Annotated in this window: 22 protein-coding genes, 1 tRNA gene and 1 other annotated feature; of the genes, 5 read left to right on the plus strand and 18 right to left on the minus strand. The window is 34.2% G+C overall.

Going from position 1 to position 23368, the window contains the following annotated elements:
• Positions 1–130: 130 nt before the first annotated feature.
• The 3 genes from EDD66_RS07865 (at position 131) to EDD66_RS07875 (ending at position 2686) form a co-directional block, all read left to right on the plus strand.
• Entirely contained in the window at positions 131–1183 is a 1053-nt protein-coding gene (locus EDD66_RS07865) for an inorganic phosphate transporter (protein ID WP_123609031.1), read from the plus strand.
• 32 nt (positions 1184–1215) lie between these two features.
• Positions 1216–1839 (plus strand): DUF47 domain-containing protein, encoded by a 624-nt coding sequence (locus tag EDD66_RS07870; protein WP_123609032.1) that lies wholly within the window; start codon positions 1216–1218, stop codon positions 1837–1839.
• Positions 1840–2110: 271 nt separating this feature from the next.
• Positions 2111–2686 (plus strand): hypothetical protein, encoded by a 576-nt coding sequence (locus EDD66_RS07875; protein ID WP_123609033.1) that lies wholly within the window; start codon positions 2111–2113, stop codon positions 2684–2686.
• A 93-nt stretch (positions 2687–2779) separates the two neighbouring features.
• Here EDD66_RS07875 and EDD66_RS18865 read toward each other — a convergent pair whose 3' ends face one another.
• The 5 genes from EDD66_RS18865 to EDD66_RS07895 form a co-directional block, all read right to left on the minus strand.
• Positions 2780–3184, minus strand: a complete 405-nt coding sequence (locus EDD66_RS18865; protein WP_330510964.1) for a TipAS antibiotic-recognition domain-containing protein — start codon at positions 3182–3184, stop codon at positions 2780–2782.
• Between the two features lie 107 nt (positions 3185–3291).
• Complete coding sequence (locus tag EDD66_RS18870; RefSeq protein WP_330510966.1) at positions 3292–3519, minus strand: MerR family DNA-binding transcriptional regulator; 228 nt, start codon at positions 3517–3519, stop codon at positions 3292–3294.
• 104 nt (positions 3520–3623) lie between these two features.
• Positions 3624–4340 carry a hypothetical protein gene (locus EDD66_RS07885; protein ID WP_123609034.1) on the minus strand — a complete coding sequence of 239 codons (717 nt, stop codon included), beginning with the start codon at positions 4338–4340 and terminating at the stop codon, positions 3624–3626.
• Positions 4341–4552: 212 nt separating this feature from the next.
• Positions 4553–4636, minus strand: a tRNA-Leu gene (locus EDD66_RS07890).
• Positions 4637–4727: 91 nt separating this feature from the next.
• Positions 4728–5276 (minus strand): GNAT family N-acetyltransferase, encoded by a 549-nt coding sequence (locus EDD66_RS07895; RefSeq protein ID WP_123609035.1) that lies wholly within the window; start codon positions 5274–5276, stop codon positions 4728–4730.
• Between the two features lie 639 nt (positions 5277–5915).
• Between EDD66_RS07895 and EDD66_RS07900 the strand changes: the two genes are divergently transcribed.
• Entirely contained in the window at positions 5916–6122 is a 207-nt protein-coding gene (locus tag EDD66_RS07900; RefSeq protein WP_123609036.1) for a hypothetical protein, read from the plus strand.
• A 131-nt stretch (positions 6123–6253) separates the two neighbouring features.
• On the opposite strand, the gene thrS is transcribed toward EDD66_RS07900, so the two are convergent.
• From thrS to EDD66_RS07920, 4 genes are all read right to left on the minus strand, one after another.
• The gene (gene thrS / locus EDD66_RS07905) at positions 6254–8209 is read right to left on the minus strand and encodes a threonine--tRNA ligase (protein WP_123609037.1); all 1956 of its coding nucleotides are present in this window, start codon (positions 8207–8209) and stop codon (positions 6254–6256) included.
• Between the two features lie 170 nt (positions 8210–8379).
• Positions 8380–8582, minus strand: a binding site (T-box leader).
• A 55-nt stretch (positions 8583–8637) separates the two neighbouring features.
• Positions 8638–9429, minus strand: coding sequence for a Cof-type HAD-IIB family hydrolase (locus tag EDD66_RS07910; RefSeq protein ID WP_123609038.1), 792 nt, complete (start codon positions 9427–9429; stop codon positions 8638–8640).
• 6 nt (positions 9430–9435) lie between these two features.
• Positions 9436–9966, minus strand: coding sequence for a GNAT family N-acetyltransferase (locus EDD66_RS07915; protein WP_123609039.1), 531 nt, complete (start codon positions 9964–9966; stop codon positions 9436–9438).
• Positions 9967–10238: 272 nt separating this feature from the next.
• Positions 10239–10973, minus strand: a complete 735-nt coding sequence (locus EDD66_RS07920; protein WP_123609040.1) for a DUF554 domain-containing protein — start codon at positions 10971–10973, stop codon at positions 10239–10241.
• A 189-nt stretch (positions 10974–11162) separates the two neighbouring features.
• On the opposite strand from EDD66_RS07920, the gene EDD66_RS07925 reads away from it, so the two are divergent.
• On the plus strand, positions 11163–11492 hold the full coding sequence (locus tag EDD66_RS07925) for a hypothetical protein (protein WP_123609041.1): 330 nt from the start codon (positions 11163–11165) through the stop codon (positions 11490–11492).
• Between the two features lie 104 nt (positions 11493–11596).
• Here EDD66_RS07925 and EDD66_RS07930 read toward each other — a convergent pair whose 3' ends face one another.
• The 9 genes from EDD66_RS07930 to EDD66_RS07970 form a co-directional block, all read right to left on the minus strand.
• A complete protein-coding gene (locus tag EDD66_RS07930) occupies positions 11597–12400 on the minus strand; it encodes a ZIP family metal transporter (protein ID WP_123609042.1) in 804 nt (267 codons plus the stop codon).
• Positions 12401–12496: 96 nt separating this feature from the next.
• Positions 12497–14236, minus strand: coding sequence for an ABC transporter ATP-binding protein (locus EDD66_RS07935; RefSeq protein WP_123609043.1), 1740 nt, complete (start codon positions 14234–14236; stop codon positions 12497–12499).
• A gap of 224 nt (positions 14237–14460) precedes the next feature.
• Positions 14461–15435 (minus strand): 6-phosphofructokinase, encoded by a 975-nt coding sequence (pfkA, locus tag EDD66_RS07940; RefSeq protein WP_123609044.1) that lies wholly within the window; start codon positions 15433–15435, stop codon positions 14461–14463.
• A 59-nt stretch (positions 15436–15494) separates the two neighbouring features.
• On the minus strand, positions 15495–18983 hold the full coding sequence (locus EDD66_RS07945; protein ID WP_123609045.1) for a DNA polymerase III subunit alpha: 3489 nt from the start codon (positions 18981–18983) through the stop codon (positions 15495–15497).
• Between the two features lie 74 nt (positions 18984–19057).
• Positions 19058–19315 (minus strand): HPr family phosphocarrier protein, encoded by a 258-nt coding sequence (locus tag EDD66_RS07950; protein WP_123609046.1) that lies wholly within the window; start codon positions 19313–19315, stop codon positions 19058–19060.
• Positions 19290–20276: a DNA-binding protein WhiA gene (whiA, locus tag EDD66_RS07955; protein ID WP_123609047.1), complete on the minus strand. Its 987-nt coding sequence runs from the start codon at positions 20274–20276 to the stop codon at positions 19290–19292. The genes EDD66_RS07950 and whiA overlap by 26 nt, the downstream gene beginning before the upstream one ends.
• 93 nt (positions 20277–20369) lie before the next feature.
• Complete coding sequence (gene rapZ / locus EDD66_RS07960; protein WP_123609048.1) at positions 20370–21245, minus strand: RNase adapter RapZ; 876 nt, start codon at positions 21243–21245, stop codon at positions 20370–20372.
• 18 nt (positions 21246–21263) lie between these two features.
• Positions 21264–22193, minus strand: coding sequence for a UDP-N-acetylmuramate dehydrogenase (gene murB, locus EDD66_RS07965; protein ID WP_243115327.1), 930 nt, complete (start codon positions 22191–22193; stop codon positions 21264–21266).
• A 227-nt stretch (positions 22194–22420) separates the two neighbouring features.
• Positions 22421–23359, minus strand: a complete 939-nt coding sequence (locus EDD66_RS07970) for an ROK family glucokinase (protein ID WP_123609049.1) — start codon at positions 23357–23359, stop codon at positions 22421–22423.
• Between the last annotated feature and the right edge of the window lie 9 nt (positions 23360–23368).

Consider the following 23368-nt stretch of genomic DNA (forward strand, 5'->3'; position numbering starts at 1 on the left):
ATGTTAATCTATCCTATCATTTTTCTAAATCATACAAAAAACACAAAAATATATCTTTTCTTATTTTTAAATTCGTGATAACATTAACATTGGCTTAACAAGATTTTAACATTTCATACGGAGGTAAATTATGACTATTTCGTTGTTTGAATTTCTGAATCAGCTAGTATCAAACCTGCCGCTTCTGATTACAGTTATTCTTACTCTTGGTGTAATTTTAGTAAATGGTTGGACTGATGCACCAAATGCCATTGCAACATGTGTATCAACAAGATGTATGCGCCCTGGAAGTGCCATCCTAATGGCTGCTTTTTTCAATTTCTTAGGTGTATTATTCATGACTATGTTAAATGCTACAGTTGCTCAGACTATCTATAAGATGGTTGACTTCGGCGGCGATTCCAAAAATGCGTTGGTTGCTCTTTGCGCTTCATTATTTGCAATTGTTTTATGGGCAACGGCTGCCTGGTATTTTGGTATACCGACAAGTGAAAGCCATGCACTGATCGCCGGTATCTCAGGATCTGCTATCGCTTTGCAAGGCGGTCTGAATGGTATCAATGGAGCTGAATGGATTAAAGTTGTATATGGTTTAGTTTTTTCTACTGTAGTAGGTTTTGGAGCAGGATACATTGTAACTAAACTTGTTGAACTCGTTTGCAGAAACATGGATCGAAGAAAGACAAATGCTTTCTTTAAAAATGGACAAATTGCAGGTGCAGCATCCATGGCATTCATGCATGGTGCTCAGGATGGACAAAAGTTTATGGGTGTTTTTATGTTAGGTGTATTTTTGGCAAATGGTGTTGGAAATGTATCGAACTTTGTTATTCCACCCTGGTTAATGATTCTATGTTCCGCAGTAATGGCACTTGGTACTTCCATCGGCGGCTATAAGATAATCAAATCCGTTGGTATGGGTATGGTCAAGCTTGAAAAATATCAGGGTTTTGCGGCTGATATAGCAGCTTCCAGTGCATTATTCGTTTCCTCAATTACTGGTATCCCTGTAAGTACTACTCATACAAAAACTACTGCTATTATGGGTGTGGGTGCTTCTAAAAGACTTTCCTCTGTAAATTGGGGCACAGTAAAAGAAATGGTTCTGGCTTGGGTTCTTACTTTTCCAGGTTGTGGACTGATCGGCTATCTTATGGCACTTTTGTTTATGCATATATTTTAATTAATTTCATTTAAGAAAGGATTAATAAAACAATGGCTAGAAAAAAAGAATATAACTATTATGATAAATTTGTTGAACTTGTAGATTACTCTTGTAAATGTGCAGAAATCTTAAATACATCTTTAGTAAATTTTGATATTAATAAAATCGAAAAGAATCTCGAAGAACTACATAAGATCGAACATTCTGCCGATTTAGCAAAGCATGAAATGCTTCACCAATTAGCCGGTGAATTTATAGCTCCAATTGAACGTGAAGATATTGTAAGTCTGTCTCAGGAAATCGATGATATTACAGATGCAATTGAAGATGTTTTAATCAAGATTAATATGTATAATGTTAAAACGATTAAACCGGAAGTATTTGAATTCTCTAAGCTAATTACAAAATGCTGCAGTGCACTTAAAATAGCTTTAGAAGAATTCCATAACTACAAAAAATCTTCAACTCTCAATAAAAAATTGATTGAAGTAAATGATTTAGAAGAAAAAGGTGATACATTATACTACGATACAGTGTACAAGCTTTATCGTGAAACGAAAGATCCTGTTGAATTATTAGTATGGACTGAAATCTATGATCATCTTGAAAAATGTTGTGATGCATGTGAACAGGCTGCTGATGTAATTGAATCCGTAGTCATGAAGAATTCTTAAAATATAGAATATTATAATAGACTTATTCTTAGGCCCCGCCCGAGTTCTTATGGAACTTAAGTTGAGGCCTTTTTGTTTGCCCAAAAACCTAAAACAGACTGACATGCCTGCATATCAAAAAAACACTGTAAATTGTATTGACAATCTGAACATATTAAGATAAAATTACAAATGACATTACAGCTGACAAGACAGCTTGTGTGATTATTATTTTTTCCAACATTTAAAATAAATGAATCATTGAAAGACGTATGAAAGGGTGGATATATTAATGAAACAACACAACAAGATTCAATCTATGGTCATCTCGGCTCTCCTATGTGCCATAGGAATTATAATTCCTATGTTTTCACCGCTTAAGTTTGTATTTGAGCCTGCATCATTTACTCTGGCAAGTCATGTTCCAATCATTATTGCAATGTTCATTTCACCAGCAGTGGCAAGCTCTGTCGCATTGATAACAGGTTTTGGTTTCCTATTGGGAGGCTTTCCAATTGTTATAGTTCTTCGTGCATTAACACATGTGATCTTTGCTTCACTGGGTGCATATATGCTGAAGAAGAACGGTAATTTATTACGTACTCCTGTGAGTACTTTCCTATTTGGCTTTCTCATATCTGTAGTACATGCGGTATGCGAAGTGATCATTGTAACATTATTCTACCTAGGCAATAATATGACAGAAGCATATTATGAAAATGGTTATTTAATGACCGTCATTGTACTTGTGGGCATCGGTACTATAATCCACAGTATGGTTGACTTTGGAATTGCTTTATTTGTTTGGAAGCCCCTTCAAAGCATAGTAACTATTCCTGCTAATGCTAAAGTGGCTGACAATAGATAAATATATTTATAACCCGGGGATTTTGTGTTAAAAAAGGGGGTATCTGCTCAAATTGAGCAGATACCCCCTTTAAATTTATGATTTTACTATCAATTACTTACTTGCATATATCGTTGCAGCAGTATAAAGATAATATGCTAAGCCAATCTGCTGACTTTCAAGCATATTTCTATGAAAATCATCATCGACCATAAATTTTGCAGTATTTACAAAAGATTTTGTGTCTACGCTGGCCACATTATCATTTAAGTATAAAATATGCCTTTTTAAAACACTCTGTATCCTTTCATCATCCGGCCTTAAACCATTCTTTAGCCCGTTTGCCATAAAATCCGTAAATTCTTTTGCTTCCTGAGCTTGTTGATTCATCTTCTCTACTTCCATATCATTTGTTTTTATTTCATATTTGTATTTGTTTTTCAAATATTCGTTTTGTTCTGCTAATGCCTCTTTCCATTCTTCCCTATTCAAACCTTTAAACATATCTGATTGATTCATAATTTCTCCTTTCCTGGTGAAGACAATCGATTTTTCAATTGTACTTAACAATTGCTTCATTCTCTGCTTGCGCGCTTTTAGCATCTCATGTTGCTTTGTTAGGCATTCTATTCGACTCGATTCATCTTCAAGAGCTTTACTAATGTCTCTGAGGGAGAAATCCAATTCACGATAGAATAATATCTCTTGCAGACGTTCCAGCTCGTTTTGCCATATATTCGATATCCTGCATCTGTAATTCTGCACGGTACTAATAATCCTATCTTATGGTAATGATGTAGTGTTTTAATTGTGACTCCTGATAATTTTGCCATCTCTTTCACTGTATATTCCATGATTTCTCACCTCGAGTATTATATTAGCCTCTCCCCTAAGGTAAGAGTCAACTACTTTTTTATTTTTCAAAATCCGATTCCAATAAGGTTTCTTTCAATGAATATCACTTGCTATTTACTATTATATTGCGGATCTTATCAGTGTATCTTTTATCTAAATGCTTAGTACAAAATTGAAAATTGTCCATACTTGATACTTTGGGAATATCCATATTTACCAATTGACTGTCAAACTTTTCAATAATAGAATATTCATCCTTATCATTTATCGTCCCGCCTACATCAGTCAGATGAATTTTGGTGCCATCATTTAATTGTATTATATAAAAAAAATCACCCTTTAAATAATGTGAAAAAGGAATAATACTCTTCCTGCCATAAACTCCTGTCTCAATTTTCACAATATCCTTGAAGCTATATTGATTGCCCTTTGGTGATAAAAATGTATAATCTATTATTTTATTATTAGTTATAGCTGTCATATTAAAAAGAAGGGCATATAGAAGAAATATATTTACAATGGCAAAAGCAGATAAAATTAATTGCTTATTCTTTTTTAGCAATCTATTTTTTAATCTTAATAATACAGATTCTTTAAAACCTTTATCCAAAAAATAAAAAAATAAAACTGCAAAATATATCTCATAAATAAAAAGCAAATTTCTTAAAGGAAACTTAAAAATCCAAATTATATAATCCTGGGGTAAAAATCTTTCTTGAATACTTCCTATCAATGCGGCAAAAATAAATGTTACTACAAATATCCCAACCAACGAAATGATTGAAAAGATAATAAATTTAATTCCTTTTAATATTCTCATATTGTTTCCTTTCCACCTGTTAAAGTTTAATTTCTATAAAAGCAACTTTCTCCATTATCATTTTCTCCTATACTATTTATATATTTCCATACAATTGTTACATACTCCGATTCAATATAGAATTTTTTCATTTACATCAGGTTTCAAGTTATAAAGCAAATAAATTGATACACAATAAAAACCTTGCAAACAAAAGTTTACAAGGTTTTTCATGCAGTCAAAGGGACTTGAACCCTCACCCAGTTGCCCGGACTAGAACCTGAATCTAGCGCGTATGCCAATTCCGCCATGACTGCTGATCAATATAATTATTACATTAAAGTAATTACGAATAATAGTATACCTTTCTCTTTTTTTATTGTCAATATCAATCATGAAATCTTCCCATTATAAATCATGAAATCTTCCCATTATAATCGTATTATAGTAATTGCCATCTCCCAGTCTTTTATCTTTCTTTAAAATACCTTCTATTTCAAAACCAAAGCTTTTATACAAATTTATGGCTTTTTCATTCGTTTCTAATACATTCAAAGTGATTTTCTTAATTCCGGTAGAATCCGCCCAATTTATAGATTCTTTTAAAAGATTTTTTCCTATTCCATATCCCCAATACTCTTTTAGGATACAAACTCCAAATTCTACTTTGTGTGAAAATCTATTTAGATAAATTCCTTCACACCTTGAAAAACCAACAATTTTATCTTTCACTTCTGCAACTAAAAATAAATTTCTTAAATTTTTTGAATCTGTTTCTATGATTTTTTGAAATCCTATAATATCTATGTACCCTTCCCATTTTTCTCGGTCTAGATTTTCGGTTTCACCATCAATCTCTACTCTCAAATCAGAAAGTTCCTTTCCATCATCAATAGTTGCTGACCTTATGGTATAATTCAACTCATTAACATTATATTTTTGTCCATTTATGACCATTATATATACCTCCTATTATGCTTAGTAAAGATGTAAGCATGAATACAATTAATGATACCTCCTTCCATGTTACAGTGCAACTTATAGTTTACATACAAATATCACATTTTAGGTATCCGGACAGAATTTCATTCCTTACAATAACAATAGCAGGTCTAAAACCTGCTATTGTTACTATCCAATGTCTCAATTTTTCACTTGAATTATTCGATTTTATCTACTACCTGAATCTTTTAACAGTAAATCCGTTGTCTCCTAAAGCCTCCATCAATACCATCTCCTATATTCTGGTTAACAAATTCTTGTTACTATAAAAGACATTTTCTAAATGGAATACTTAAAACAAATTCTATGGAAATTTACATTTCGTTTTGAATTTGCTTTGGCATCCACTAAATATTATGTCTAGTTTGACTTAAGTTATACTTAAAAAAATATTATTTATTTTACCATATTATAAAAATTTTTGCTTAATTAAAAGTCCACCTTATGTATTATTTTCAATGGATATAAATCTGTTTTTAAACCTGCTTTATGCTATTAAAATTTACCTGTCCACATAAAGATACATATTTTTATTGTAGTATCCACATAATAAAAATGATTAAAATAATATCTTTACAAAAAGGAGAAATAAATATGATACCCCAAAATAGTAATCAGGCAAATTTAAAACCAGCCATCACCATAGATCCTAAAGAGAAAATGAAGGGTCTAAAAGTTACAAATAATATCAGCGAAATATCCGAGCAGATAATTGAAGATATTCCATTAGGTGCCATAAATCCTAATAACAACGCAGCCTTTGAAGAAAGAAGCAACCCGCTTAGCAGCAAAGGCAATTAGTTATATGGATATAAAGTAAAACTTAATTTAGATATCATAATCTTCCAAACAATAAATAAGGGACTGTTGCATAAATATAAGAATCTCTGTATAGTAAGAAGAAACTTTATTTTGCCACAGCCCTTTATTATTTATTCCTGTACTTCTATTTTTCTAATTTCTTTTGTTCTGATTTCTTTTGTAATCTCGTTAATGAATGTATCAAGCGGTTTTTGACCTTCATCTCCTAAATAACGGCTTCTTACAGATACAAGACTATCCTCTTCTTCTTTTTGTCCAACTACTAACATATAAGGAACACGGTCTAATCTTGTTTCACGGATCTTATAACCAATCTTTTCTGCTCTTTCATCCACAGTACATTTTATGCCATTTGCTTTTAACTCATTAAGAACCTTTTCTGCATAATCATGATATTTCTCTGAGATAGGAAGAACACGTACCTGCTCAGGACATAACCAGGTTGGAAAGTTTCCTGCATATTTTTCGATCAACCAGGCTAATGTTCTTTCATAGCAGCCCATACTTGTTCTGTGAATAATAAATGGACGTTTTTTCTCTCCATTAGCATCAATGTAGAACATATCAAAACGCTCTGCAAGGACGAAATCCAGCTGAATTGTGATCATAGTATCTTCTTTGCCATATACATTCTTTGCCTGAATATCAAGTTTTGGTCCATAGAATGCTGCTTCCCCTTCTTCTTCAGTGAAAATCACTTCAAGATGTTGGAGCATTTCACGCATCTTGTTCTGCATATTATCCCACTGCTCTTCATCACCAAGGTATTTACTCTTATTATTTGGGTCCCATTTAGAAAGACGATAAGTTACATCCTTATCTAACCCTAATGTCTTTAAACAATACATTGCTAAATCAAGGCAGCCTTTAAATTCCTCTTCCACTTGCTCTGGGGTTACAATTAAATGCCCTTCTGATATCGTGAACTGTCTTACACGAGTAAGTCCATGCATTTCTCCGGAATCTTCATTACGGAATAGTGTTGAAGTTTCACCATAACGACATGGCAAATCGCGATAACTCTTCTGACTTTGTTTATATACATAATATTGGAATGGGCAAGTCATAGGGCGAAGAGCAAATACTTCAGAATCTTCTTTCTCTTCATCTCCTAATACAAACATCCCTTCTTTATAATGTCCCCAATGATCAGAGATAACATATAAATCTTTCTTTGCCAATAATGGAGTTTTTGTTCTCATATATCCACGGCTTTCTTCTTCATCTTCAATCCATCTTTGAAGAGTCTGGATCATAGCGGCACCTTTTGGCATAAGAAGAGGAAGGCCTTGACCAATAACATCTACTGTAGCAAATAGTTCCATTTCACGACCTAATTTGTTATGATCTCTTTTTTTAATATCTTCTAAATGTGCAAGATATTCCTCTAAGTCTGCATTCTTTGTAAATGCTGTTCCATATACTCTTGCCAGCATCTTGTTCTTCTCAGAACCTCTCCAATAAGCTCCTGAAGAAGAGATTAGTTTAATTGCTTTAATACCCTTTGTACTCATTAAGTGAGGTCCTGCACATAAATCTACAAAATCACCCTGACGATAGAAAGAGATCACTTCTCCCTCTGGAAGGTCTTCGATTAACTCAACTTTATACGGTTCGTCTTTTTCTTTCATAAGTGCGATTGCTTCTTCTCTAGGAAGCTCAAATCTCTCAAGCTCTGCACCTTCTTTTATGATTTTCTTCATCTCTTTTTCTAATGCATCAAGAGCCGATCTGTCTAAAGATTCTATATCAAAATCATAATAGAATCCAGTGTCAATAGATGGTCCAATTGCAAGCTTGGCATGAGGATATAACCTCTTAACAGCCTGGGCTAATACATGGGATGTAGTATGTCTGTATGCAGCTTTTCCTGCTTCATCGTTAAATGTAAATATATTTAATGTGCTATCTTTATCAACAATAGTTCTTAAATCTACAACTTCTCCATTTACTTCACCAGCACATGCCATTCTGGCAAGACCTTCGCTGATATCCTTTGCAATATCTATAACTGACATTGCATGCTGATATTCTTTTACTGATCCATCTTTTAATGTAATCTTCATAATTAATCTCCTTTTCTATAATTGATCCATCTGCATAAGTGAAACTTAATCCAGATATGATTTTGGCTATGAGGTATCTCTCCTACAATAATTTGTAAAAGAATGACCATATTTTTCCCATTAAAAAAACCCGTCACTTCCAATCATATTATGTTATACATAGTACTATTGAAAGGGACGAGCATATATTCTTTACTCGCGGTTCCACCCTAATTGGTTAAAAACCCACTTCATTGAGATTATAACGGTATCACCGGGCTGGATTGGAGCCACTCAGAGGTAGTTTTCGGATGGTTTCTAATAAGATATTCACAGCACTTCATATCTCTCTCTGAATTATACGTCATCTTACTCTTCTCTTCACTGTTTTAGTTTATTTAGTATTGACCTTCATTATAACATCCTATTTTTCTTTGTCAAGACTTTTGTTAGATGATACCAAAATGTTTCAGTGCATGCTCAATGCCATCTTCATGGATTCCTTTTGTAATATATGAAGCGGTTTCTAATGCACAAACTTCTCCCTGACCCATTGCAATACTATTAGGCACATAAGAAAGCATAGGAAGATCATTGGAACTATCTCCAAAAGCAAATGCACTATCTAATGGCATCTTATGATGATCTAAAAGAAATGCGATCCCGGTTGCTTTTGAATATCCTTTCGGTATTACTTCATATCGGTCATCTTCCCGGTCTATAATCTCATAATCTTTTGCTAATTCTTTATGGAATCTTTTTACGTCACTTTTCTCACTTGCTTTACAAAAGAATTTATCAAAAATTAAATCTTCATCATTCCAGGTTTTATTAATTCCATATCCTTTTAATGCAAAATTGGTTCTAATACTATTGATATAAGGATGTATCCCTTCAAGGTCATCAAAATACACATCTGTATCCCCTTCCAGAACAGCATCTATTTTACAGCTGCGAAGTAACTGGATAATTCTTTTACATTCATCTGCTCCAATGGATTTAGAGAATAATATTTCATTACCGGATTTAATATAGGTACCACATCCACATACATACCCATCAAATCCAATATCCTGTACAGTTGTATCAACAATAGAATATGTTCTTCCAGTATTTATATAGACTAAATGCCCCTTCTTTCTTGCTTCTCTTAATCCTCGTATTGCTGATTCTGGTACTGTGTTCGTATCTTCTCTTAATAATGTACCATCTATATCAAAAAATAGAATTTTTTTACTCATAATAACCTATCTTTCTATTGTGCCATTCAATGAAAGCTTTTTCTCCATTACATAATCATCCATCACATAGCCGTGTCCAATGTCCGTGACTTGAGCATATGCCTTAATAAAACCATTCTTTTCATATGCCCTGATTGAACTTTCATTCTGTCGATTTACTGTTAACCAAATCTTATTATACTCTTTTTTCCTGCAGATTTCTACTAAGAAAGCAAAAGTCTGGCTTCCATATCCTAATCCACGATGTTCTTTATCAATATATACTTTGCTTAAGAATAATCTCTTGTATTCCGGCTCCTCTTTGATTCCCATAAAACCAACATACAATCCCTCTACCTGAAGCAGATAATACTTATATCCCTGACTATCCATCTGTTCTCTTATGGCATTCCTTGATTGAAATTTCTCAAGCATATAATCAATCTGGCTTTGATCCAGAATCTTACTATAATGTTCTCTCCATATCCTGTCAGCAAGACTGACTATTTCATCTATCTGACTTTCTTCTGATACCTCCATAAAAATTACCTGATTCATCTTTCCATCCCCTTTACAAAATTCTATTTTAGGCATTTGCGAAACTATTAAGTTTTCTGAATTTGTAAAGTAATTAATACGAATTCCTCCGCTCCAACGCTCCTTCCGCTTAGCTTCCGCTCCGGAATTGTATTAATTATTTCACAAATAAATATAATTTTAGAGTTTCCCAATTGCCTAAAATTCTATTTGAATAAATTTTAAATAAAAAGCAAAATATAAGCCTATGTATCAAGTGAAAATAATGAACAACAAATAGAAATCTTAATATATTAGAGTATGTATGTTTTAATAAATTCATAGAACACTGGGACCAATACAGCCGGAAGTAAATTACCCGTTTTTATCTTCTTACCGAATATCATATTAATACCAATTGCAAATATTAAAATAGAACCTATAAAAGAAAGATTCGATATTAACCGGTCACTTAAGAAAGGTTCGATTCCCTTTGCTGATATGGTTAAAAGACCTTGATATATCCCAAGGGGAATCGCAGAAAAAAGTACTCCTATCCCCAGTGTAGATGCAAAGATAATTACTGCAACACCGTCAATAACGGATTTCGCATATAACATGGTCGCATCCCCGGTAAGCCCGTCCTGAATGGACCCTACGATTGACATAGCACCGATACAAACGAGTAATGATGCGCTGACAAATCCTTCTACAAAGGTCTCTCCTTTCTCACCTTTCACATGTAAGGATTTCTTGCAGAATTCTCCCATTCGTTCCAGTCTCGCTTCAATATTGATTGCTTCCCCCATTAATGCTCCAATAGCCAGTGAGGCAATCATAAGCATCGTATTACCCGTTTGAAGTTCTCCATCAGTTACAGTGAGCATCCCCTTTAAAGCGCCTGTAAGCCCAATAAACATAACTGCAAGGCCCAATGCATACATTATGGTATCCCTGAACCTTTGTTTTAATCCATTGCTTAATAAAATACCAATTGTTGACCCTATTATAATAGCTGCCATATTTGCAATTGTACCAGTACCGATCATGTTGTCACTCCTTTAATTCTTCCGTTGAAATATATTTTAATACTTTACCATTCTACCAGGATACTGTCAAGTGATTGGAAATTACTTACGATATAAAGTTTTTATAATTTTTGTCTTTCCTTTTTTGCCAATAAGAATTATAATGAAAAAATAGTAAATAATACTATATGAAAGGATGTTTGATCAAATATGAAAAAATTAGGAAAGTTTATATTTGGAACTTTATCAATAGCTGCGATTGCAGGAGGTGTATTTTATTTTTTGAAGAACTTTGCAAATAAAACTGCTACTGATGACTTTGATGATTTTGAAGATGATTTCGAAGACGATTTTGAAGATGATTTCGATAGCTTAGACACAGAAGACAACAGGAAATCAACCACAAAAAAGGACTCTAGGGAATATGTCACAATAAATATTACACAAGAAAATAGTGAAAATAATACTGAAGAAGCAGCAGAAACTTTAGAAGAGAAATCAGAAACTTCAGAAGAAGCGGAAACTTCAGAAGAAAAATAGAAAATAGATTGTTACAAAACAAATATTATTGAAAGAGAAGCCATATGTTCCTGGAATACATGGCTTCTCTTTATGCAATAAATTCTTATATTCTATAGTTCTTCTTATCCTAATGCAATGTCCATGAAAGTCATTAACATAAACCCTAACATTGCACCCATAGACGCTGTATGTCCATAAAGATGGGCATCTGTCTGTGACTCAGGGATTAATTCTTCTACCACTACAAATATCATAGCTCCTGCTGCAAATGATAATGCATATGGAAGGAGTGAACCAACAGAAGATGCTAACCATGCGCCTAACACTGCTGCGATTGGCTCAACAAGACCTGAAGCCTGACCGTACATAAAACTTTTTAGTCTTGATGCACCATCCCTTCGAAGAGGAATAGAGACTGCTGCACCTTCTGGAAAGTTCTGTAATCCAATACCGATTGCCAGAATAATTGCACTGGCAACCGTAGCTTCTGAACTGCTGCCGGCAGTACCAAATGCAACACCAAAAGATAATCCTTCCGGAATATTATGAAGAGTAATAGCCGTTATCAATAATATACTTCTTCTTAAATTCTTGTTGCCCTTTAAATTCTTGGCATCATCTTCCACATGGTGGATATGAGGAAATAATTTATCTGCTGCAAACAGGAACAATCCACCTAATCCAAAGCCAACAATAATTGGCAGCCATGGGAATTTGTCATTTGAACTAATTTCTAAGGCCGGAAGTAAAAGTGACCAAAATGATGCCGCAATCATAATTCCACTGGCAAAACCAAGCATTAAATTTAATATTTTCGGTTTAATTTCTTTAAAAAAGAAAACCATTGCTGCCCCTAGTGCAGTCATTCCCCAGGTAAAGGTTCCGCCTAGCAGGGCTAATAAAACGGGATTCATATTTTCAAACATATCTTATCTCCTTTCTATTGTATTTTTCTTTTACTTTTTAATATACGACGTACAATCAATCCATCTCTTTTCATCAAATACAACCAATAAAATAAACTATTTATTCTGTCTTATATTATACAGGCTCGCATAGATTCCGTCCAGTTGTAATAATTCTTCATGGCTTCCTTTTTCTTTGATCCCTTCCTCTGTAAGAACTACAATACTTTTAGCATTCTGGATTGTTGTAAGCCTGTGGGCAATTACAAAAGTAGTTCTGTTTTTGGCAAGCTTTTCTAAGGAGTCCTGTACCACCTTTTCACTTTCATTATCCAGTGCTGAGGTCGCTTCATCAAAAATTAGGATCGGTGGGTTTTTGAGAAATACCCTGGCAATACTTAATCTTTGTTTTTGGCCGCCGGATAGTTTAATACCTCTTTGACCAATATATGTGTCATACCCGTCTGGAAGCTCCATAATAAAGTCATGAGCATTGGCATTTTTCGCTGCTTCTATTATTTCTTCCGTAGTAGCATCTAATTTACCATATCGGATATTGTCAAAAACCGTTCCTGCAAATAGATATACATCTTGCTGGACAATACCAATATTCTTTCTTAGTGACTTTAATTTTATATCTCTGATATCTTTCCCATCTATTAATATGCTGCCCTCTGATACTTCATAAAATCGTGGAATCAGACTGCACATAGTCGTTTTTCCTACACCGGATGGACCAACAAGTGCAATATATTCACCGGCTTCCACTTTTAAGTTGATATTACGGAAGACATCTGCACTTGTATCATCATATTTAAATGTTACATCTCTAAATTCAATATCTCCCTTTACATCTATTAATTCTTTTGCCGTCTTTTTGTCTTGGATATCAGGCTCGATATCTAATATTTCCATAAAACGGTCAAAGCCGGTAATACCATTTTGGAATTGTTCTGTAAAGTTGATTAATTTTTTTACCGGATCAATTAAGTTATTAATGTATAGTAAGAATGTGAGCAGATCACCAAGGGATATTACCTTCTTTAAAATGAAATAGCCGCCACCAATGATAACGACAACATTAATTAAGCTAATAAACAGACCCAGGCCTGAGTGAAAAACGGCCATTATAAAATAACTTGTTTTTTTGCTGTCTACAAACCGTGAATTTCCTCTATGAAACTTCTCCATCTCAACCTTTTCATTTGCAAAAGATTTAACTACACGTATACCTGAAAGATTATCTTCTATCTGAGCGTTAATATCGGCGATTCTTTCCCTATTCTTTCGAAAGGCACCATTCATCTTATTCTTCATATGCATAGCATAGAACAGCATAATCGGAAGAAACGCAAATACAAGTATAGTGAGAGGCAGATTTACAGAGATAAGTATTACAAATGCACCTACAAATTTAATAATAGAGATTACAAGATCCTCCGGTCCATGATGGCATAACTCTGTAATATCAAATAAATCATTGGTAATTCTGGTCATGAGCTGTCCGGTTTTCTTGTTATCATAAAAATTAAAAGATAACTTTTGATAATGTTCAAAGATTTCATTCCTCATATCAAATTCCATCTTTGCACCCATAATATGACCTTTATAAGCTATATAAAAGTTACCGATAAGTTCCAATATGGCAAGCCCCACCATAACCACTGCTAATTTAAAAATGTGTGACATGGCTGCTTCAATTTCATATTGAACTAATATAGTATTCGTTATGTATCGAACAATTAACGGATATACCAGAGTAATTGCAGAAACTAATAATGCAAAAAACATATCCGTAAAAAATAATGATTTATATGGTTTATAATAGGATAGGAATTTCTTTGTCTTTCTATTCATTGTGCACCTCCTTAGGTAGTCGATTGGGATACTATAGTATCCCGGATTTATGTTACAAATTCCTCTGTGAAGATACCTTTCACATGGGCATCATATCAATTGTATCACAAATGGCATGATTATAGAGCATCCCAAATACTTAATAATAAATATTATTACCAAGGAAAGGCCATCCCACAATAAAATAATTGTGAGATAGCCCTTAAATTTAATAGTATCTTAAATTATCTGGATAATCTTCTGGCAGTTTCATATACATATTGATCCACATCTTTTGTCATGGATAATGCTTCATCAATATCATAATCCACAAATTCACCGCCACGGTAACCAATTACCCGGTTTGATTTACCTTCAGTTAATAAATCAACGGCCTTTGCTCCCATAATTGATGCATATACCCTGTCTTTACATGTTGGACTGCCGCCTCTTTGGATATGACCGATTACGGTTGCTCTTGTTTCAACACCAGTTGCTGCTTCAATTCTCTTAGCCATTCCAAATGAATCGCCAATACCTTCCGCATTTACAATAATATGATGTCTTTTTCCCACTTTTTTCTTTTGAAGAATATTGTCTATAATTGCTTGTTCGTTATGGTCGTATCTTTCAGTGATCAAGACCTCTTCTGCTCCATTGGCAATACCGCACCAAAGAGCAATATAGCCTGCATTGCGCCCCATAACTTCAATGATACTGCATCTTTCGTGAGATGTTGAGGTATCCCTTACTTTGTCAATTGCTTCCATTGCTGTATTAACTGCAGTATCAAAACCAATTGTATAATCAGTACATGTTATATCAAGATCTATCGTTCCTGGCAATGCCACTGTGTTAATTCCTAATCCTGCTAATTTCTTAGCTCCCTGGAAGGAACCATCACCACCAATGACTACCAGTCCATCAATATTATGTTTTCTTAAAATATCCGCACCTTTTTGTTGCCCTTCTGGAGTTTTAAATTCATTACAACGTGCAGTATAAATGATTGTGCCGCCTCTTTGTATGATATCAGAAACGCTTTCAGCAGTCATATCAATGATATCTTCTTCTAATAACCCTGCATAACCACGTCTTATACCTTTTACTTTCAATCCAGCAGAAATACCTACTCTAACAACAGCTCTTATCGCGGCATTCATTCCCGGTGCATCTCCACCACTTGTTAATACACCTATCGTTTTAATATTATTAGACATTTTATTACCTCCATTAGGTTTTACGTTTCGCTTGTGCTTTTGTAAAAATTTATTATATTTTATAGCATATTTGTATTTTTTTCAATACTCTTTTGCTTCACCTTAATGTTATCTTGCCCATATTTTTCCTCAAGAATATGTATCAAAGACTTTTCCACCTTAATGTTCTTACTTTTCGGCAGATGTTTTATAACCTTTTCACATTCACAAAAGATGCTTACACTGTCATTACCATCATATTTACTTAAAATCTCATATAAACTTTGTTCATTTTTGATAAAGTCCTCTTTTGCCTCAAACCGGACCCATAGTTCCAAAGGAATACTGTCAAATGCCGTTATACTTTGGCATATAAGTTTAGCATTCTTATCTTCTTCCACAGTAACCTTTCCTTTTAAAAAGACCTTATTATCCTCAAAAAGTAAAGACTTATTCTTTTCATAATCTCTCGGAAATACGATTACTTCCACTGTTCCTAATAAATCTTCAATAGTAATAAAAGCCATCATACTATTATTTCTTGTGGATTTGATAGTCTTTGAGGTAATCATTCCACCAATGGTCACTGTACTGCCATCTGCTACTTTGGTCTTATTCGTTTCTTCATCCAGCATAAAATCTCCTGTAGTCGCAGTTATGTTATTGCGCCACATCTCTTCATATTCATCCATAGGATGGCCGCTTACATAAATTCCTATTACCTCTTTTTCAAAGCTTAAAATAATGTCTTTTGAATATTCACCTACATCTGGGAAATTCACTTCATATTCCAATTTTTCATCATCGGTGGCAAAATCAAATAAACTCATCTGTCCCGTAAGCTTTTTCTTCTTTTCCTGGTTTACTCCTTCTAATATCTGAATGTAAGACAGCATTTTCTGTTTTCTCGTGCCCGGAAGACTATCCAGAGCCCCTGACTTAATGAAACTTTCTATTGTTCTTTTATTTACTTCTTTTCCCGACAGTCTTTCGATAAAATCTTTTAAAGTTTTAAAATTTCCGCCGGACATACGTTCTGTGACAATTGCTTCAATCACAGGGCGACCGACGCCTTTTATGGCAGACAGAGCATAACGAATGGAATTTCCATTCACTGAGAAATTACTTTCTCCTTCATTAATATCAGGAGGTAAAATTGAAATCCCCATTTGTCTGCAGGTAAAAATATATTCAGAAACTTTATTCATATTATCCATAACAGAAGTCATAAGAGCAGCCATAAATTCCAAGGGATAATAGTGTTTTAAATATGCAGTCTGATAAGTTACAACAGCATAAGCAGCAGCATGTGACTTATTAAAAGCATATTTTGCAAAATCTATCATTTCATCATAGATATGATTTGCAACTGCTTCTGTGATATTATTATTTACACATCCAATAACATTCTCTTCTTCATTACCATATACAAAGTTCTGTCTTTCTTTTTCCATAACAGATGCTTTTTTCTTTGACATTGCACGGCGGAGCAAATCACTTCTTCCATAACTGTAACCAGCAAGATCCCTAACAATCTGCATAACCTGTTCCTGATATACAATACATCCATAAGTAGGCTCCAGAATTGGTTCTAATTGGGGGCAATCATAGTGAATATTAGTCTTTTCATTCTTACCACGAATATACTTTGGAATAAAATCCATTGGTCCTGGACGATAAAGGGCATTACCGGCAATGATATCTTCCAGGTTTTCTGGTTTGAGCTCCTTCATGAAACTCTTCATTCCTGCACTTTCTAATTGGAAAACACCTTCTGTCTTACCAGCGCCAATTAAATCAAAAACTGCTTCATCTTTAAAATCTATGGCATCGATATCTATGGCATATTCCCCATCTAATTTTTTATTCACAAGGTTTACAGCATTCTGTATCACTGTAAGAGTTCTAAGTCCAAGAAAGTCCATTTTAAGCAGCCCTAATTCTTCAATGGTTGTCATAGTAAACTGTGTCGTGATACTTTCATCTGAAGATTTTGATAATGGAATATATTCTTCGATTGAAGTATTACTAATAACAACTCCCGCTGCATGCATCGAAGTGTGTCTTGGCAAACCTTCTAAACGTAAAGACATATCAATTAGATATTTGCCCTGTTCATCAGAATTATATAAATTTTTTAATTCCGGGTTTATTTCCAATGCCTTACTTATAGTAATTCCAGGCTCTGTTGGTATCATCTTGGCAATAGTATCCACGTAGGCATAACTTAAATCCAATGCTCGTCCAACATCTCTGATAACTGCTTTTGCAGCCATAGTTCCAAAGGTAATGATTTGCACCACTCTGTCTTTTCCATATTTTTCTACTACATAATCAATGACTTCCTGCCTTCTCTCATAGCAGAAATCAATATCAATATCAGGCATTGTAAGTCGTTCTGGATTTAAGAAACGTTCAAACAGCAGATTATATTTAATGGGATCAATATTTGTAATCTCTAAACAATAGGAAACAATACTCCCTGCTGCAGAGCCTCTCCCCGGCCCTACTATGATATCATTATCTTTTGCATATTTGATAAAATCCCAAACGATCAAAAAATAATCCACGAACCCCATATCTTTAATGGTTTCTAATTCATACTCGAGACGGCTCTTTAGTTCCTCTGATGGTTCATGATATCTTTTTATAAATCCCTGATTACAGATCATTGTAAGATAATCCAATGATGTATATCCATCTGGAACCGGATATTTTGGTAATTTATATTTACCGAACTCTATCTCCACATTACATCTGTCTGCAATTTTATGAGTATTCTCTAATGCTTCTTTTCCATAAGGAAAAAGCTCTAACATCTCTTCTGGCGACTTTAGAAAATATTGGCCTCCATCATAACGCATCCTATTCTCATCCGTCACTTTCTTCTGGGTCTGAATGCATAAAAGTATATCATGAGCTTTTGCATCACTTTCTAAAATATAGTGGACATCATTGGTAGCTACAAGTGGTATCCCCGTTTCTTCATGTATTCTTAACAGTCCCTGGTTAACCGTCTGCTGATCTCCAATGCCATGGTCTTGCAATTCAAGAAAGAAATTATTCTCCCCAAATATATTCTGTAACTTTAAAGCTGACTCTTTTCCCTCTTCGTAAAATCCTCTGCGAAGATTGGAAGCGACCTCACCGCCAAGACATGCTGTAAGTGCAATGATTCCTTCACTGTACTGTTCTAATACTTCATAATCTACTCTTGGTTTATAATAAAACCCTTCCGTGAATCCTCTGGATACAATCTTCATTAAATTAGAATACCCTGTATTATTTTCAGCTAATAACACAAGGTGATAATAACGTTCCTCTGAGGAATTTGCCTCCCTGTCAAATCTGGAATTGGGCGCCACATAAACTTCGCATCCAATAATTGGTTTTATTCCTGCCTCATTTGCTGCTTTGTAAAAATCAATCACACCATACATAACACCATGATCTGTGATCGCAATACTATCCATTCCAAGTTCTTTGGTTCTGGAAACAAGCTCTTTGATCTTACAAGAGCCGTCTAATAAACTAAATTCGGTATGGACATGTAAATGTGTAAAATTCATCATATCACCTTCTTAATATATAGAACAAAACCTCTTCCGAGATTGAAAGAGGTTCCATTATCAGGTTGAATTATTTAAGCTTTACTGCTAAGATATTTTTCAATATTCTCAATAGCAGTTTCTTCATCCATTCCATTTGCAGTTACTACAACATCTTCACCGGCTGCAAGTCCTAAACTCATCATTCCCATAATACTCTTTGCATTTACTTTCTTATTCTCACATTCCACATAAATATTACTTTCATATTGACTCGCAACTTGAACTAATAATGCTACTGGTCTTGCTTCTAATCCTGTTGGAATTTTAATTGTTATTTTCTTTGTTATCATAACCTAAATCCTCCTTTTGTTCCCTTAATTGATCCGCTATAATACTTAGTTTACGTAATCTATGATTTACCCCCGATTTCCCGATCGGCGGACTAAGCAGTGCTCCTAATTCTTTTAGTGACGCTTCTGGATATTCTATTCGCAAAGCAGCAATTTCTTCAAGCCCTTCTGATACTTCACTTAAACCAACAGTATTCTTAATATACAGTATATCATCAATCTGTTTCGTTGCTGCCACCACTGTTTTATTAATATTTGCAGTCTCACAGTTTACCTGTCTGTTAATAGAATTTCTCATCTCTTTCACAATTCTTACATTTTCAAGATTCATTAAAGCAACATGGGCTTCCATTACATTTAATATATCAACAATTTGTGAACCTTCTTTTACATATACAACATAATATTTCTTACGAATTACTATTTTTGCATCTATATTAAATGAGTTAATGATTGCTTTTAGCTGAATTGCCTTCCCATGTGTAGTAACCACTATTTCAAAATGATATGTTTTCTCAGGATCACTTATAGAACCGCTTGAAAGAAATGCGCCTCTGATAAAAGCTCGCTTGCAACATGCATTCTGAATAACTAAATTGCTCCGTATAGATAGATCTTCACCAATTTGTCCACTATCATCCATTAATTTAGTTGCTTTTAATATCTTAAGGGAAGTATCGTCTTCTTTCACTGTTATGATATAAACCTTACTCTTTGCAGCATTCACATTTCTTCTTATAGATACTTCTGGAATTGTATTAAATGTTTTTCGTATTAAAGAAAAATATTTTCTTGCCACGCTTAGATTCTCTGTATGAATCTTTATTGTATATTTATCTTTATCACTAATCAATATACGGCCGCACAAGCTAAAAATAGCAGCTATTTCAGCTATTTGGCAGTGTCTTGCAGGTGGTATATGATTTGATAATTCCTCTTTTACTTCCATTGAAAACGACATATGATAACCTCGTTTCATATATATTAGAATCTCTATGATTCTAATTTCTATTCTATTGAAGCAAAAATATATGCTCACATAGAAATTTATGAATTAATGTTTCTTTAAAAGTGTATCTTTTTCAATATCCCTGTGTTCCACTTTGATTCCATATTCTAATGTGGATAGTTTTTTAACAATTGCATTGGCCAAAGTGACAGAACGGTGTTTCCCTCCTGTACATCCAATACTTATTACCAATTGGTTCTTCCCTTCCAAAATATAATTTGGGATGAGGAACCGAAACATATCACATGCTTTTTCCAGAAATTCCTCTGCCGCAGGATTCGCCATAACGTAGTTATATACCGGCTTGTCATTCCCTGATAAAGGTTTTAATTCCGGTTCATAATATGGATTTGGTAAAAAGCGAACGTCAAAAACAAGATCGGAATCCATTGGTATTCCATACTTAAACCCAAAGGATACAATTGTAATAAAAAAGTTATTATACTTTTCATTTTTTACAAATATTTTATCAATTTCAACTTTTAATTCTCTTACCAGCAGCTGGCTGGTATCAATAATATAATCAGCCTTCCTTTTTAAGAATTCCAGCTTTTCTCTTTCTATCTCAATTCCTCGATCCACTCTCCCTTTACCGGATAATGGATGTATTCTCCTAGTCTCTTTAAATCTCTTTACTAACACATCTGTACTGGCATCTAAAAATAATATTTCATAATTATAATTATTTGACTTTAAAGTCTTAAATATATCTTCTAATTCTGCAAGTTCCTGACCACTTCGTATATCTACTCCCAAGGCTATTTTATCTATGTCAGAACGTTCTTTTAACGTCAGCCAGGCTAGCTTTATGATTAACTGAATCGGCAGATTATCTACACAAAAATAGCCAGAATCTTCAAGCATCTTAAGGGCCGAACTTTTCCCTGCACCTGATAAACCTGTAACTATTACAAATCTCATGCTCTGCCTCCTGTATAACTAAAATTCTCCTATGAGTCTTACTTCTGGTTCCAGATGAATTCCGTATTTCTCATATACCGTATTGTCAATATGGGCTATCAGTTTTTTCACATCTGCCGCTGTGCCCTGTCCAACATTGATAACAAAACCACAATGTTTCATTGATACCATAATATCTCCGATTCGAAAACCTCGTAACCCTGAGTCCATAATCAACTTCCCTGCAAAATATCCTTCTGGTCTTTTAAATGTACTGCCTGCGCTTGGATATTCCAAAGGCTGTTTGTCTTTCCTTCTGGCATTCAAATCATTAATGGTGTTTAATATAGCTTCTTTATTCCCTTTTATAAATTCAAAGGTGACTTCAAGGACAATCAGTCCTCTCTTTTGAATTACACTCATGCGGTATCCAAAATTAAGCTGTTCTTTATTAAGTTTGATCACATTGCCTGTTTCATCTATTACAGTGGCTCCAATGACACAATCTTTCATCTCACCGCCATAAGCTCCGGCGTTCATCGTTATGGCCCCGCCCAGTGACCCTGGTATTCCTGCTGCAAATTCAAAACCAGTTAACTCATTTATTGCTATTTCATGGGATAGCTTTGAAAGCATAATTCCTGATTCTGCTACTACTTTATATGAATCTGAAGATTCAAGTTTTTCTATTCTGACATGACTTAACTGGGTAGATATATGGATAATGACTCCTCGATATCCCTTATCTCCCACTAACAAATTACTTCCATTCCCAATAATATAATATGGAAATTCTTTACTTTTACATAAGGAAACAACCGCAACGACTTCATCTATTGTACCAGGTGATACCAAAAAATCAGCTTTTCCACCTATTTTAAATGTAGTATACATAGACATTGGTTCATCTATTTTAATTTTTTCTTCGCTAAGAACAGTCATAAGCTGACTATAAATATCTTTATCCAATTTAATACCCCTTTAAATATTCCTGCTATTATTCTATATCATTATAAGCAATTATATTCCTTTTGATATGTATCATAGCGATTATAACATTGTTATCATACAATAAATGTATCACTAATTCAAGCAATAGAAAGCTCAATTTTACGTTTTAATAAATTTTTGGTAATAATGATAGTTTTATATTGACTTTAGATGGGGAAATAAGGAATTTCCCCTATTTCTTAATCTTAATCAATTACCATTTTAGCGCTTCCAAAGATACCTGCATCATTTCCTAATGTTGCAAGTTTAAATTCTTTTCCTTTTAAAGCGTACATAACATTGGCTTCATAATGTTTTTTAATAACATCGGTTAAAATGGTACCCGCCTTTGATACACCACCACCGATGACAAATGCTTCCGGATCAATTACTGCCGCTACATGAGAAGCAACAACACCAAGATATCTTCCCAATTGGTCCACTAGTGATAACGCTAACTCATCTCCCTCTTTGGCAGCATCAAATACAGCTTTTGCCGTAAGATTTTCAATCTTATTTAATGAAGAATCATTAGATTTTGCAAGTGCTCTCTTAGCTTCTTTTACAATTCCTGTTGCAGAAGCAAATTGTTCAAGGCAGCCATGTTTACCACAATTACATGAGTCTGGTTCATTAAAGTCAACTGTCATATGACCAATTTCACCGGCAGCTCCCCGAACACCGGTTAAAATTCTACCGTCGTAGATTACTCCACCACCTACACCTGTGCCTAAAGTAACCATAATTATATTGTTATAGCCTTTTCCGCCGCCCTGCCACATTTCACCAAGGGCAGCAATATTTGCGTCATTATTTACTTTTACATTCTCAAATCCTGTTAGTTTTTTAATCTCATTCGCCACATTGAATTCGCCCCATCCCAGGTTAACACAGGTTAAGACTGTTCCATCTTCAGTAATTGGACCCGGAACACCTATTCCTACTCCTTTTACTTCTTCTTTCTGTATGTTTTTCTCATTTAATTTATCTTCAATCGATTTTGCAACATCTGGAAGTATATTGATACCACCGTTCTCAGTTCTTGTAGTAATTTCCCACTTGTCCACTATATTTCCTTCCAGTGTAAAAAGTCCGATTTTTACTGTGGTCCCCCCCACATCTACTCCAAAACAATATTTGTGCATTTTTAGTTC

It is taken from the genome of Mobilisporobacter senegalensis (assembly GCF_003752155.1).
In the GTDB taxonomy this organism is placed as follows: Bacteria; Bacillota; Clostridia; order Lachnospirales; family Lachnospiraceae; genus Mobilisporobacter; species Mobilisporobacter senegalensis.

Coding starts and splice junctions, on each gene's coding strand:
- EDD66_RS07865 (WP_123609031.1), top strand. CDS start 131: ATGACTATTTCGTTGTTTGAATTTCTGAATCAGCTAGTATCAAACCTG.
- EDD66_RS07870 (WP_123609032.1), top strand. CDS start 1,216: ATGGCTAGAAAAAAAGAATATAACTATTATGATAAATTTGTTGAACTT.
- EDD66_RS07875 (WP_123609033.1), top strand. CDS start 2,111: ATGAAACAACACAACAAGATTCAATCTATGGTCATCTCGGCTCTCCTA.
- EDD66_RS18865 (WP_330510964.1), bottom strand. CDS start 3,184: ATGAATCAATCAGATATGTTTAAAGGTTTGAATAGGGAAGAATGGAAA.
- EDD66_RS18870 (WP_330510966.1), bottom strand. CDS start 3,519: ATGGAATATACAGTGAAAGAGATGGCAAAATTATCAGGAGTCACAATT.
- EDD66_RS07885 (WP_123609034.1), bottom strand. CDS start 4,340: ATGAGAATATTAAAAGGAATTAAATTTATTATCTTTTCAATCATTTCG.
- EDD66_RS07895 (WP_123609035.1), bottom strand. CDS start 5,276: ATGGTCATAAATGGACAAAAATATAATGTTAATGAGTTGAATTATACC.
- EDD66_RS07900 (WP_123609036.1), top strand. CDS start 5,916: ATGATACCCCAAAATAGTAATCAGGCAAATTTAAAACCAGCCATCACC.
- thrS (WP_123609037.1), bottom strand. CDS start 8,209: ATGAAGATTACATTAAAAGATGGATCAGTAAAAGAATATCAGCATGCA.
- EDD66_RS07910 (WP_123609038.1), bottom strand. CDS start 9,429: ATGAGTAAAAAAATTCTATTTTTTGATATAGATGGTACATTATTAAGA.
- EDD66_RS07915 (WP_123609039.1), bottom strand. CDS start 9,966: ATGAATCAGGTAATTTTTATGGAGGTATCAGAAGAAAGTCAGATAGAT.
- EDD66_RS07920 (WP_123609040.1), bottom strand. CDS start 10,973: ATGATCGGTACTGGTACAATTGCAAATATGGCAGCTATTATAATAGGG.
- EDD66_RS07925 (WP_123609041.1), top strand. CDS start 11,163: ATGAAAAAATTAGGAAAGTTTATATTTGGAACTTTATCAATAGCTGCG.
- EDD66_RS07930 (WP_123609042.1), bottom strand. CDS start 12,400: ATGTTTGAAAATATGAATCCCGTTTTATTAGCCCTGCTAGGCGGAACC.
- EDD66_RS07935 (WP_123609043.1), bottom strand. CDS start 14,236: ATGAATAGAAAGACAAAGAAATTCCTATCCTATTATAAACCATATAAA.
- pfkA (WP_123609044.1), bottom strand. CDS start 15,435: ATGTCTAATAATATTAAAACGATAGGTGTATTAACAAGTGGTGGAGAT.
- EDD66_RS07945 (WP_123609045.1), bottom strand. CDS start 18,983: ATGAATTTTACACATTTACATGTCCATACCGAATTTAGTTTATTAGAC.
- EDD66_RS07950 (WP_123609046.1), bottom strand. CDS start 19,315: ATGATAACAAAGAAAATAACAATTAAAATTCCAACAGGATTAGAAGCA.
- whiA (WP_123609047.1), bottom strand. CDS start 20,276: ATGTCGTTTTCAATGGAAGTAAAAGAGGAATTATCAAATCATATACCA.
- rapZ (WP_123609048.1), bottom strand. CDS start 21,245: ATGAGATTTGTAATAGTTACAGGTTTATCAGGTGCAGGGAAAAGTTCG.
- EDD66_RS07970 (WP_123609049.1), bottom strand. CDS start 23,359: ATGCACAAATATTGTTTTGGAGTAGATGTGGGGGGGACCACAGTAAAA.